Origin of the sequence: Cryobacterium breve (genome assembly GCF_027594785.1) — a bacterium.
Lineage (GTDB): Bacteria > Actinomycetota > Actinomycetes > Actinomycetales > Microbacteriaceae > Cryobacterium > Cryobacterium breve_A.
This window is the reverse complement of record NZ_CP075584.1, coordinates 37,543-49,006: the sequence shown is the minus strand read 5'-3', so window position 1 is coordinate 49,006 and position 11,464 is coordinate 37,543. Positions and strand designations below refer to the sequence as shown.

Below are 11,464 nucleotides of genomic sequence, written 5' to 3'. Positions count from 1 at the left end.
ATGATCTCCCGTGTCACCACCCAGACCCAGATTCGCGCAGCCCAGTCGAGCCTGCAGACCAACCTCGCGAGGCTCACCCAGCTGCAGGAGCAGGCCTCGTCACTGACGACCCTGAAGAACCCTTCGGACGACCCGGCCCGCGCCGCGGATTCGCTCGCGGTGCGCGCCCAGCAGAGCGCTGTCGCCCAGTACACCCGCAACGTCGACAACGGCACCGGCTGGCTGACCACCACGGACTCGGCCCTCTCCGCGACGACGAACATCATGAACCAGGTGCGCGACATCACCGTGCAGGGCGGCAACGGCTCGCTCTCGCAGACCGCGAAGAGCGCCCTTGCCGCGCAGCTGCAGGGCCTCAAGCAGGACCTGCTCACCCAGGCGAACACGCAGTACCTCGGACGCAGCGTCTTCGCGGGCACCTCGGATGCCCCTGCAGCCTTCACGACGACCGCCGGAATCCCGGCGACCGGGGCCACCCCGGCGATTCCGGCTACGGTGACCTACACGGGCACAGCCGGTTCGACCGTCGAGCGCCGCGTTGCCGCGGACTCGACCGTGCGCGTCGACTCGAACGGTGCATCCGTCTATGGAATCGGGACCGATTCAGTGTTCAGCCTCATCGACAACATCAGCAACGCACTTGACTCGTCGACGGGCGTCGCCGCTGCCGGAGCGTCGGCGACGACGATCGCGAGCGACTACCTCTCGACCGTCGACACCCGACTGACCACGGTCATCGCCGCGCAGTCGGACAACGGCGTTCGCCAGGCACAGATCGAGAGCGCCGGTGCCGGCCTCGTCAGCAAGGCCGGAACGCTCGAGGCCCAACGATCCGGGATCGAAGACGTCGACCTCGCCCAGGCCGCCCTCAACCTGAAACTCCAGGAGGTCAGCTACCAGGCTGCGCTCTCCGTGACCGCGAAGGTACTGCAGCACACACTGATGGACTTCCTCCAATGAGCGCCACCCTGACATTCGTCTCCCCTCCGCCCGGGCTCGCCCCGCTGACCGAGTTCGATCTCACCGAGATCGCCGGAGCCGACGGCCTGTACACGCTGCAGTCCGCCGAGGACCAGCACACCCGGTTGTTCGTTCTCGACGCGGCGATCTATCTGCCGGACTACTCCCCCGTCATCACCGACGAGCACGCCCTCTCCCTCGACCTGGCCGACCCCGATGAGGCTCTCGTGCTCGTCGTGACCAACCCACGCGAAGGCGGAACGACCGTCAACCTGATGGCGCCGATCGTCGTGAACTCCACGACCGGCCGCTGCGCCCAGATCATCCTCGAGGGCCAGGACTGGTCCCTGCGCGCCGAGCTCGGCGCCGCGTAGCATCGACGCAAAATGCTGTCCTGTGGCGCGGGTTCCTGAACGGAGTCTCAGGGCATTTCCGCGTCGAATGATGAGCGATTCCGGCCGAACGGGAATAGCGTGAGATCCATCGGGGCATAGCCGCTCGGATTCACCCAACGGCTGGCCGATATCCCGAGCAATGGAGCCGTAATGCATCCGCTCATCAGCTATTTTGCAGCCCAGGACAGTCCGGGCATCTATCTCGGCTTTGGTGCCTTCCAGATCCAGCTCGGCAACCTCATCGTGATCCTCGTGATGATCCTGCTGTTCGTGCTGGCCCTGTTCCTGCCGTTCCCGAGCGGGAAGAAACGGCCATGAGCATCCGCGAGGAACGGAAGACCGAACCGGTCGAGGAGTACTACACCTGGACCGGGAAGGCCAGGGGCTGGCTGCTGAAGCACCTGCCCGCCGACAAACTGCTGCCGCAGGACCAACCGAGCTACGTCGCATCCTGGATCTACGTCTTCCGGAATGGGCGCGATCGTCTCGCTCGTCTTCATCGTGGTTTCCGGCGTCGTGCTGAGCCTGAACGGCCCGGCCTGGTACCACGTCTCCGACTTCGGGCACTTCGTGAACAGCGTGCACCTCTGGAGCGTCGAGCTCTTCTTCATGACGATGGTCGTGCATCTCTGGGGCAAGTACTGGATGGCCGCCTGGCGCGGCGGGCGCACCCTCACCTGGATCACCGGCATGGGCGCCTTCCTCGTCTCGATCGTCGCGGCGTTCACCGGCTACCTGCTGCAGACCAACTTCGACTCGCAGTGGATCGCCTTCGAGGGCAAGGACGCACTCAACGCCTCGGGCATCGGCGCCTGGTTCAACGTGGCCAACCTCGGCCAGATCTTCGGGTTCCACATCGTGCTGCTTCCCCTCGCCGTCGGAGCCGTCGTCGCGCTGCACGTGATCCTGGTGCGGATGCATGGGGTCGTCCCCCCGATCGACGCGGCCGAGACCGACGCCCAGCTGAGCGGCACTGCGCTGCTCGACGGCGACGCCACCGCCCGGAGCGCCGCACCGCTCGGCGACCGCGCGCAGGGCAGTCCGGGCACGAACCCGAACCGGACGGAGGCGACACGATGAGCGCCCCGACCATGTCCCGTTCCGACCGGGATGGCCTCGCCCGCCGCCCGTGGCGCGGCACCGTGCGCGAGTACGACCTCTTCAAGGAACTCACGGTCGCCCTCGTCGTCGTCGGGCTCGTGATCGTCGGTCTCTCCGCGATCGTCGGCTCGCCCGACGAACCGAGCGTGACCCTCAAGTCCTGGGCCCAGGCCCAGCCCGCCGACTTCGTGGCAACCGCGACAGCCGAGCTCGGCGGCACGAGTGAGACCGCCGGTTACGGCCCGCCGTACAACACGACCGCCGATGCGACCCAGACCATCGGGGCATTCGACCTGCAGAGCTTCTCCGGGGTGCAGCTGCCGATCGACACGGCTAAGGACATCGTGATCACCCCGCTGACGACGCTCAACGCGCCGCCGAGTGCCGCCCTCGACACGTGGAACGCGGCAAGCGATACCGAGAAGGCCGACTGGACCGCCGCATACACGGATGCCCTGACGAACGCCCCCGACGGCGACCCGGCCCAGGTCGCCACCGGCGACTACGGCCCCGTGCCGGTCCTGACCGACGCGTTGCTCACGATGGCGAGCCAGGGCGCGCTCGACGGAGTGCTGAACGCGCAGCAGTCGTTCTACAACGCCGACTACACCCGCACGATCCTGTTCCTCGGCGACGGCGCATACTTCGGCGACCTCGCAACCGCTGCGCATCTCACCGGCGACCAGTGGGGCATGATGAACGAGACCGGAAACACGCCAGGCCAGTCGTGGCTGTGGCTCTTCTCGTTCTGGTACCAGATCGAGCCGTTCGCGTCCGCTCCCAACGCCGACCTGCTCGTCGTTCTCCTGATGCTCGTGCTCAGTGTGCTGTTGACGCTCGTGCCGTTCATTCCCGGCCTGAGGGACATCCCGCGGTGGATTCCGATCCACCGCCTGATCTGGCGGGACTACTACAAGAAGCGCGCGGCAGGCCGCGGCTGAGCGGCTCCGCCGGTTCGACCCGTTCGATTGCGGACAAAACACCCTCGCCGGCGCGACGAAGGTGTTTTCTCCGCAATTCAGGGCGCGGATGCCGCAGCAACGGCGCCGGCGGAAGGTCGCTGACCGCAACACTAGGCTGGGGACGAGATCGATCGACGCCGAGGCATCCGCGCGGCCCGTCGCATCCGTGTGCCTCACCGAAAGGCCCTCTGTGCCCCGTTACGACCTCAGCCTGCCCGAGCTTCGCGACTACCGGCCGATCGTCGCCGAGCCGGACGACTTCGACGAGTTCTGGGAGGACACCCTCGCCGACGCCCGCCGCTTTCCCGACGAACTACGCCTGACCAGGGTCGACTCCCCGCTCAGCCAGGTCGAGGTCTACGACATGACCTTCAACGGATTCGCCGGGCAGCCGGTGCGCGCCTGGTTTCTGGTGCCGGCAGGCACGACCGGCCCGCTGCCCGCCGTCGTCGAGTACAACGGCTACGGCGGAGGCCGCGGCCTCCCCCACGAGAATCTCGCCTGGGTCACCGCCGGGTACGCCTACCTGTTCATGGACACCCGGGGCCAGGGCAGCGTCTGGGGCTCCGGCGGCGAGACGCCAGACCCGAACGGTACCGGGCCGTCCGCCCCCGGTTTCGTGACTCGCGGCATCGAACGGCCGCACGACTACTACTACCGCCGGCTCTTCACGGATGCCGCCCGCGCGATCGACGCCGTGCGCACGCTCGACCGGGTCGACCCGACCCGCGTCGCCGTGTGCGGCGGCAGCCAGGGCGGCGGAATCGCGCTTGCGGCGGCGGGCCTCAGTGAGGGACTCATCGGGGTCATGCCCGAGGTGCCCTTCCTCTGCCACTTCGAGCGGGCCATCGAGATCACCGATGGAGACCCGTACCAGGAGATCGTGCGGTACCTCTCGGTGCACCGCGACCTCGTCGACCAGACCTTCACGACACTCTCCTACTTCGACGGAGTGAACTTCGCCAAGCGCGCGACGGCCCCGGCGCTCTTCTCGGTCGCCCTGATGGACCCGGTCTGCCCGCCGTCGACGGTCTTCGCGGCCCTCAACCACTACGCGGGCGAGGCGGACATCGAGGTCTACCCGTTCAACCAGCACGAGGGCGGCTCTGGCCACCACTGGCTGCGGCAGGCCGCCTGGCTCGAAGAGCGCATCCTCTAGCCCCTTTGCGCCAGCCGGTCTCCCCCTGGCCCGAGTCCCCCTAACGAATTCGACGGAGTTTTTGCCCGGAAAGCGCTTAGATCGCGCTCTCACGGGTGCGAAAACCCAAAATCTCCGTCGAATTGGTTAGGCCATTTGGCCCGACAAGAGTGTCGCCCTGTGGATAACTCGAGCGGGATGTCCCCGGGTGTTCTAACGTGACCGCATGCGGATCCGCGAGAGGTACCGGCTGGCGACGACGACTTTGTACGCGTCCCTCTGTACTGCCGGCCTCCTCGCCCTCACCGGGTGCGCGACGTCACCGGCGTCGATCGCGAGCCCATCTGCGTCCCCGACAGCGGATGCCCCCGCTTTCGCCTCAGAAGCCGACGCTCTCGAGGCCGCGCGGACGTCATTCACCGAATACCAAGCACTATCGACGCAGATCGGCCACGAGGGCGGAGTTTCCCCCGAGCGGATGGCCGCCGTCGCTACCGGAGAAGTCCTCGCGGGCGAAATTACTTCCCTGAAGGGACTCTCGAGCGAAGGGCTCAAGGGTACCGGCGCCTTGGCTTTTGACCGCATGACTTTGCAGTCAGCGGACGTGAATTCAGCCCACGTCGAGACCTATTTGTGCCTAGACGTATCCGCAACAGATCTGGTCGACTCGTCCGGAGTCACGGTTGTGCCAGCCAATCGTCCCCTCCGGTATCCGATGCAGATCGGTTTCACGTTCAGCCGCACAGACAATCGGTTGCTTGTAGAGACGTCGGAACAATGGCTCGGATCAAACTTCTGTTGACAGCAGCAGCAGTCTGTTCACTGCTGCTGATTGGGTCTCCCGCCGGCGCGGTTCCCGCTGAAACTGGATGTCTTAGTTGGAACGCCACCCATTTTGAGTCATGCAGCGGCCCACCACCGGTGTCCGGGGTCGTGAACGGCGGGGGCGTGGACTTGTCAACGGGGTTCGACTCGGGGACGGGACCCGGCGGGACCGCGTCGGGAACGGCTGACGGCACGGGTGCTGCGGGCAGCGGCACGGGCGCTCCGCGCTCGACGCCGACACCGACCGTGGGGCTGCCGTTCGTCCGGGACGGGTTCGCCGTCAACTGTCCGCTCTGTGACCCGAATCTCGTGGTCAGCATCAGCGATCTCGTCAATTTCCCGGCGGCCGTGCCCGGCCAGGGCATGGAACCCAACGGCTGGGCGATCACCGGGCTCCCGGCGAATTTCCTGGCCCGGGCATCCGTGCACGTGCGCTCGGGCGTGCTGCTCGGGTTCCCCGCCGAGGTCCGTTTCACGCCGAAGCGATTCCATTGGGATGTCGGCGACGGTACGCCCGTTGACTCCGCGACGGGCGGCGCGAGCTGGGCGACGCTCGGCGTCCCTGAGTTCTCCGACACCGCAACCAGCCATATCTTCAGGTCTACCGGCCGACACACCGTGGTGCTGTCGGTCGTCTACTCGGCCGAGTACCGCGCCGGCGCACAACCCTGGCGTCCGGTACAGGGCACACTCACGATCGCCGCACCGCCGCTCACCGTCGTCGTCAGCACGGCCTCGACCGTCCTCGTCGGCCAGGACTGCAGGGCCAACCCTTCGGGCCCCGGCTGCTGACCGCGCGCTACTTCCGCCGGGACAGCCGGATGGCCACCACGATGATCCCGACGACGGCCAGCGCGAGCAAGACAGCAAACCCCAGCATCACCAGACTCGTCCCGACGGACAATCCCACCAGTGCCGCCCTCGTCTTCGCCCGGCGACGACCGTCGTGCGCACTACTTGCGGCGCGCGAGTCGAATGGCGACAAAGACAATCGCCACGGCCACAGCGGCCGTCACCGCAAAGCCGCCAACAAGAACTAATACATGCCAGCCAGCCAGATTATTCAACATTCTCCCCCCAGAGGCCGGTTGTTGGACCGGCGATACCAGAAGGCTAGCCGACCCATGGTTCGCACGCACTCCTTTCCGAGGGGTCCCTCTCCGGGACTGGCCGTGCTGGGACTGCCCTCCAGGCACGGCAACGCGGAATGATAGGGACTGTGCACCGGCACACTCGCCGGCCGCACCGCAGTTTCGATTCGCCCCCTCGACCAAGGACGCCCCGCGATGACCGACGTATCCCGCTCCCTCACCATTGATGCCGGCCAGACCGGCATCCGCGCCCTGGCTCCGCTCGGCCGACGGACGACACGACACGTTTGATTTCGCCGGCATTCGCACCGACCGGGAGCTGATGCCCCAGCTCGCCGATGTCGTCAAGGCCGTCGCCGCGACCGAAAGCGGCCTTTCCGACGACCTCGGCATTCGCACCCTGAGCGCCGGCATCTCCGGCTTCCACGCAGTCCGACGCCGATGCCGCCGAACTCCGTCATCTCACCCACGGGCTCGGCGTGCAGGACGTGTTCCTCGCCCACGACTCGGTGACCTCGTACCTCGGCGCCCTCGGCGACACCCCGGGGGCCGTGATCGCCGTCGGCACCGGCGTCGTCACGCTGGCGGTCGGTGTGGGCGCCGTCGCCCGGGTCGACGGCTGGGGGTACCTGATCGCGGATGCCGGCAGCGGCTATTGGCTCGGACGTGCCGCCCTCGACTCAGTCATGCGCGACTACGACGGACGCGGCCAGGTGACGGCCCTCCGCAACGCCGTCCAGAAGGAATTCCCGAACCTGGAGACGCTCTACCTCGAGCCTGCAAGCCGACCCGGCCCGGGTGAGCCGGATCGCGGCGTGGTCGCGCTCGGTCACCGCCCTCGCGGCAACGGATGCCGTCGCCGCGGCGATCTGCGACGCCGCGGCCGCCGAACTCGCACTGTCGGTGCGCACCGGACTCGAACGGGTGGGCCAGTCGGTGGTCGACGCACCCGTGATCGGCGGGCTCGGCGGCGTGCTGCGCTCACCCGAGATCGCGACCCGATTCGAGCGCGATCTCCGCCTGGTCTGGCCGGCCGCGGACATCCGCTTTCCCACCGCGAACGGTCTCGACGGCGCCGCGCTCCTGCCGAACCTGCCCGCCACCAGCGCCGTCCTCAGCCTCGTCGCGCGTTCCCGCGCCTGACCAGCGCCCATCCCTCGCGCCCCAGCGTGCGCGCGCAAGGTTGCGCGAGAGCGCACTTTTGGCCCTTTAAAACACGGTCTTAAGGGCCAAAAACGTGCTCTCGCGGACGAGAATCAGCCGGTGACGCGGCGACGCGATGCCGGCGACCCGACCCGACGTGACGGGCGCGGTTACCCGAGCGAGCGAGCGAGCACACCCGTGCGCCCCAGCGTGCGCGCCCCAGGTTCCGCGAGAGCGTACTTTTGGCCCTTAAAACACGGTCTTAAGGGCCAAAATCGTACTCTCGCGGCAGAGAATCGGCCGGGCGACCGTGGCGAACGGCAGCGCCGGGCGCGGTTACGCGAGCGGGGTCACGGCGGCAGCGGATGCCGCGGCGACCTGCATCAAGGCGGCCTCGAACGCGACCCAGGGCAGCATCGCGCACTTGACCCGGGCCGGATACTTGGAGACCCCGGCGAAGGCCGCGGCATCGCCGAGCACCTCTTCGTCCGGCTCGATCGTGCCGCGCGAGCGGAGCAGGTCACGGAAGGTCGTGACCAGTGCCTCGGCTTCGGGAACGGTCAGTCCGGTCATCGTGTCCGCGAGCACGGATGCCGACGCCATCGAGATCGAGCAGCCGTCACCGCGCCAGACGAACTGTTCGATCACGGGAGCAGGGCCGGCGGCGTCCGTCACCGCGGCATCCGCTGCGGTACCGGAGCCCGCGCGGACGCCGACCCGGACCGTGATCTCGTCCCCGCAGGTCGTGTTCACCTGGTGCGACTCGGCGAGACGCAGCCCCGGTGCACCGTCGGCGTCGAACACGCCGAACGGCTCTGCCGAGGCGCCGTGCCGGTACTTGGCGTGGTCGAGGATGATCTGCTGGTACAGCTGCTGCAGCTCGCTCGAGCTCATGGCTTCACTCCGAAGAAGGGGGCGACCTCGTGCATGGCGGCCAGGAACTGGTCGACCTCGTCGGTCGTAGTGTAGAGGTAGGTGCTGGCGCGCGTGGACGCGGTGATGCCGAGGCGGCGGTGCAGCGGCTGGGCGCAGTGGTGGCCGACCCGCACGGCGATGCCGGCCTCGTCGAGGAACTGGCCGACGTCGTGCGCGTGGACCCCGGCGACGTCGAAGGCGGCGAGGCCGATGCGGTCGATGCCGGCGGCCGGTCCGAGCACCCGAACGCCGGGGATCTCGGCGAGCCCGGCCACGAGGCGCTGGCCGAGTTCGGCCTCACGGAGGGCGATCCGGTCCATGCCGGTTTCGGTCAGGTAGTCGACGGCGGCGGCGAGGGCGATCGCCTGCGAGATGCGCTGGGTGCCTGCCTCGAAGCGCTGCGGCGGCGCGAGGAACTCTGCGTGCTCCATGTCGACGGTCGTGATCATCGAACCGCCGGTCAGGAACGGCGGCAGGCCGGCGAGCAGTTCGGCCTTGCCGAAGAGCGCGCCGATGCCGGTCGGGCCGAGCATCTTGTGCCCGGAGAAGACGGCGAAGTCCACGTCGAGAGCCGCGACGTCGACCGGAAGATGCGGCACCGTCTGGCAGGCGTCGAGCATGACGAGGGCGTCGAAGCGGTGCGCGAGCTCGACGAGCTCGGCAACGGGGTTGATCGTGCCGACGACATTGGACGCGTGGGTGAAGGCGAGCAGCCGCGTGCGCGGGCCGACGATCGTGGCCGCGGCGGCCAGGTCGAGGGTGCCGTCGTCCATCACGGGAATGAAGCGCAGGGTCGCCCCGGTGCGCAGAGCGAGCTGCTGCCACGGAATGAGGTTGGCGTGGTGTTCCATCTCGGTCACGACGATCTCGTCGCCGGCCCCGATACGGAACCGGGCGGCATCCGGCCCACCGAGGCCGAGGGAGGCATTGGAGATCGAATATGCGACGAGATTGACGCCTTCGGTCGCGTTCGAGGTCCAGACGAGTTCGTCGGGCTGCGCGCCGATGAACGCGGCGACGGTCGCCCGGGCGCCCTCGAAGACCTCCGTCGCCGCGAACGCGAGGGTGTGCGCGCCGCGGTGCACGGCCGCGTTGCGTTGCTCGTAGTACTCCTGCTCGGCTTCCATCACGCTGATCGGGTTCTGCGAGGTGGCCCCGGAGTCCAGATAGTTGAGCGGATGCCCGTTGATGCGCTGTTCGAGGATCGGGAAGTCGTTGCGGATGCGAGCGACCTCGTCCTCGGTCAGCGCCACGGCGGCGGCACGACGGAACGATGGAGCGGAAAGCGTCATGCTCCTAGGTTAAACCGTCTTCGCGGGATTCGGCCGTCCCGGGCGCGAGACCGAAGGTGAGGGCACGGGTGAATGCGGTGCGAGGGTTCGCGAAGACCTCGCGGGTCGGACCCGCCTCGACGATCCGGCCGTCCTCGAGCACGATGACCCGGTCGGCGAGGGCGAGGGCGTCGAGGGGATCATGGGTGACCAGGATCACCGAACGGTCGGACAGCATCCGGTTCAGCAGCAGGCGTTGGGCCGGCACGGCCGCGACGTCGAGGGAGGTCATCGGCTCGTCCAGCAACAGCAGGCGCGGTCGGGCCGCGAGGGCGCGCGCGACGGCCACCCGTTGCGCCTGGCCGCCGGAAAGGGCGCCGGGTTTGCGGTCGGCGAGGTCGGCGACGTCGGCGGCGACGAGCCACTCCTCGGCGAGGTCACGCGCCGCGGCCCGGGGAATTCCCGCGCTCCGCGGCCCGAAGGCGACGTTGTCGCGAACGGACAGGTGCGGGAACAGCAGCGGTTCCTGGGCGAGAAGCACGGTGCCTCGGGCGTGCGGCGGGGTCCAGGTGCCTGTGCGTGGGACGGTGCCGCCGCCCGTGCGTGCGTCGGGGGCAGCGGATGCCGCGGGCAGGTCGAAGAGAACATGGCCGGCGAGACTCGCGCGACCGGAATCCGGTCTCAACAGGCCGGCGCTGATCTGCACGACGCTCGACTTCCCTGCCCCGTTGGAGCCGAGGAGCGCGACGGTCTCCCCCGGCTGGACGCTGAAGGCCACATCGAGGTTCCGGTGCGCGAGGACCGCCTCGAATTCGAACGTCACGAGAGCCCTCGCGGCCGGTGGGTCGCGACCATGACCACGACCGCCACCACGACGAGGACCAGGGCGAGGGCGACGGCGGCATCCGGATCCGTTTCGCGCTGCAGGTAGATCTCGAGCGGGAGGGTGCGGGTGACGCCCTCGAGGCTGCCCGCGAAGGTCAGGGTCGCACCGAACTCACCGAGCGCCCGCGCGAACGCGAGCACGGCCCCCGAGACGAGCCCCGGCACGACGAGCGGCAGGGTCACCCGCCAGAACACGGTGTTCGGAGCGGCGCCGAGGGTCGCGGCGACGGCCTCATACCGGGCGCCCGAGGCCCGCAGGGTCGCCTCGACGCTCAGCACGAGGAATGGGAGCGCGACGAACGCCTGCGCGAGAACGACGGCCGTCGTCGAGAACGCGATCTGGATTCCGAGCACCTCGAAGGTCTGGCCGAGCAGCCCCCGGCGGCCGAACGTCGACAGCAGCGCGATCCCACCGACCACGGGCGGTAGCACGAGCGGCAGGAGCACGAACGCCCGCACGAGCCGCTGGCCGCGGAATTGGCTCCGGGCGAGCACGACCGCCATCGGCACCCCGAGCAGCAGGCAGAGCGCCGTGCTCGCCGCGGCCGTGCGCAGGCTGAGCAGCAGCGCCGCGATCGCGGAGGGCGAGGTGACGAGCGCGCCGAAGTTCGCCCAGTCGACCCTGGCGGTCATCCCGACGATCGGCAACACGATGAAGAGCGCGCCGACGGCAGCGATCGCGACGATCCAGCGCGGTACGCCGAGCACCTCCGTATCGTCCCGCGCGGTGCCGCGCAGAGAGACCGCTGCCCGGCCGCTGGCCTGTGTCATGCAACGC

General features: G+C 68.6%; 13 protein-coding genes and 1 pseudogene. 10 read left to right on the top strand and 4 right to left on the bottom strand.

Annotated elements, in window-relative coordinates:
• From flgL to KIV56_RS00205, 10 genes and pseudogenes are all read left to right on the top strand, one after another.
• Positions 1-960, top strand: a complete 960-nt coding sequence (gene flgL / locus KIV56_RS00245) for a flagellar hook-associated protein FlgL (protein WP_281534710.1) — start codon at positions 1-3, stop codon at positions 958-960.
• On the top strand, positions 957-1,334 hold the full coding sequence (locus KIV56_RS00240) for a flagellar assembly protein FliW (RefSeq protein ID WP_281534709.1): 378 nt from the start codon (positions 957-959) through the stop codon (positions 1,332-1,334). Before flgL ends, KIV56_RS00240 begins: the two co-directional genes overlap by 4 nt.
• A 171-nt stretch (positions 1,335-1,505) precedes the next feature.
• A complete protein-coding gene (locus KIV56_RS00235; RefSeq protein WP_166787363.1) occupies positions 1,506-1,673 on the top strand; it encodes a hypothetical protein in 168 nt (55 codons plus the stop codon).
• A 153-nt stretch (positions 1,674-1,826) separates the two neighbouring features.
• The gene (locus KIV56_RS00230; protein ID WP_281534708.1) at positions 1,827-2,435 is read left to right on the top strand and encodes a cytochrome b N-terminal domain-containing protein; all 609 of its coding nucleotides are present in this window, start codon (positions 1,827-1,829) and stop codon (positions 2,433-2,435) included.
• Positions 2,432-3,397: a hypothetical protein gene (locus KIV56_RS00225; RefSeq protein ID WP_281534707.1), complete on the top strand. Its 966-nt coding sequence runs from the start codon at positions 2,432-2,434 to the stop codon at positions 3,395-3,397. Before KIV56_RS00230 ends, KIV56_RS00225 begins: the two co-directional genes overlap by 4 nt.
• 211 nt (positions 3,398-3,608) lie before the next feature.
• Positions 3,609-4,577 carry an acetylxylan esterase gene (locus KIV56_RS00220; RefSeq protein WP_281534706.1) on the top strand — a complete coding sequence of 323 codons (969 nt, stop codon included), beginning with the start codon at positions 3,609-3,611 and terminating at the stop codon, positions 4,575-4,577.
• Positions 4,578-5,504: 927 nt separating this feature from the next.
• Positions 5,505-6,173 carry a hypothetical protein gene (locus tag KIV56_RS00215; protein ID WP_281534705.1) on the top strand — a complete coding sequence of 223 codons (669 nt, stop codon included), beginning with the start codon at positions 5,505-5,507 and terminating at the stop codon, positions 6,171-6,173.
• Between the two features lie 29 nt (positions 6,174-6,202).
• Complete coding sequence (locus tag KIV56_RS00210) at positions 6,203-6,421, top strand: hypothetical protein (protein ID WP_281534704.1); 219 nt, start codon at positions 6,203-6,205, stop codon at positions 6,419-6,421.
• Between the two features lie 530 nt (positions 6,422-6,951).
• Positions 6,952-7,134 (top strand): annotated as a pseudogene (locus KIV56_RS20070) (hypothetical protein); the annotation flags it as partial.
• A gap of 136 nt (positions 7,135-7,270) precedes the next feature.
• Positions 7,271-7,615 carry a hypothetical protein gene (locus KIV56_RS00205; protein ID WP_281534703.1) on the top strand — a complete coding sequence of 115 codons (345 nt, stop codon included), beginning with the start codon at positions 7,271-7,273 and terminating at the stop codon, positions 7,613-7,615.
• 336 nt (positions 7,616-7,951) lie between these two features.
• Here the strand turns inward: KIV56_RS00205 and sufU are convergent, their stop codons facing one another.
• From sufU to KIV56_RS00185, 4 genes are read right to left on the bottom strand one after another with little or no spacing between them, the layout of a single operon-like run.
• Positions 7,952-8,509, bottom strand: a complete 558-nt coding sequence (gene sufU, locus KIV56_RS00200; protein WP_281534702.1) for a Fe-S cluster assembly sulfur transfer protein SufU — start codon at positions 8,507-8,509, stop codon at positions 7,952-7,954.
• Positions 8,506-9,822, bottom strand: a complete 1,317-nt coding sequence (locus tag KIV56_RS00195) for a SufS family cysteine desulfurase (protein WP_281534701.1) — start codon at positions 9,820-9,822, stop codon at positions 8,506-8,508. The genes sufU and KIV56_RS00195 overlap by 4 nt, the downstream gene beginning before the upstream one ends.
• A gap of 4 nt (positions 9,823-9,826) precedes the next feature.
• The gene (locus KIV56_RS00190; protein ID WP_432432580.1) at positions 9,827-10,624 is read right to left on the bottom strand and encodes an ATP-binding cassette domain-containing protein; all 798 of its coding nucleotides are present in this window, start codon (positions 10,622-10,624) and stop codon (positions 9,827-9,829) included.
• Positions 10,621-11,457: an ABC transporter permease gene (locus KIV56_RS00185; protein WP_281534700.1), complete on the bottom strand. Its 837-nt coding sequence runs from the start codon at positions 11,455-11,457 to the stop codon at positions 10,621-10,623. Before KIV56_RS00185 ends, KIV56_RS00190 begins: the two co-directional genes overlap by 4 nt.
• Positions 11,458-11,464: the final 7 nt, after the last annotated feature.

Excerpts from the sequence above, each read along its gene's own strand:
- flgL (WP_281534710.1), top strand. The coding sequence starts at position 1 with ATGATCTCCCGTGTCACCACCCAGACCCAGATTCGCGCAGCCCAGTCG.
- KIV56_RS00240 (WP_281534709.1), top strand. The coding sequence starts at position 957 with ATGAGCGCCACCCTGACATTCGTCTCCCCTCCGCCCGGGCTCGCCCCG.
- KIV56_RS00235 (WP_166787363.1), top strand. The coding sequence starts at position 1,506 with ATGCATCCGCTCATCAGCTATTTTGCAGCCCAGGACAGTCCGGGCATC.
- KIV56_RS00230 (WP_281534708.1), top strand. The coding sequence starts at position 1,827 with ATGGGCGCGATCGTCTCGCTCGTCTTCATCGTGGTTTCCGGCGTCGTG.
- KIV56_RS00225 (WP_281534707.1), top strand. The coding sequence starts at position 2,432 with ATGAGCGCCCCGACCATGTCCCGTTCCGACCGGGATGGCCTCGCCCGC.
- KIV56_RS00210 (WP_281534704.1), top strand. The coding sequence starts at position 6,203 with ATGGCCACCACGATGATCCCGACGACGGCCAGCGCGAGCAAGACAGCA.
- sufU (WP_281534702.1), bottom strand. The coding sequence starts at position 8,509 with ATGAGCTCGAGCGAGCTGCAGCAGCTGTACCAGCAGATCATCCTCGAC.
- KIV56_RS00195 (WP_281534701.1), bottom strand. The coding sequence starts at position 9,822 with ATGACGCTTTCCGCTCCATCGTTCCGTCGTGCCGCCGCCGTGGCGCTG.
- KIV56_RS00185 (WP_281534700.1), bottom strand. The coding sequence starts at position 11,457 with ATGACACAGGCCAGCGGCCGGGCAGCGGTCTCTCTGCGCGGCACCGCG.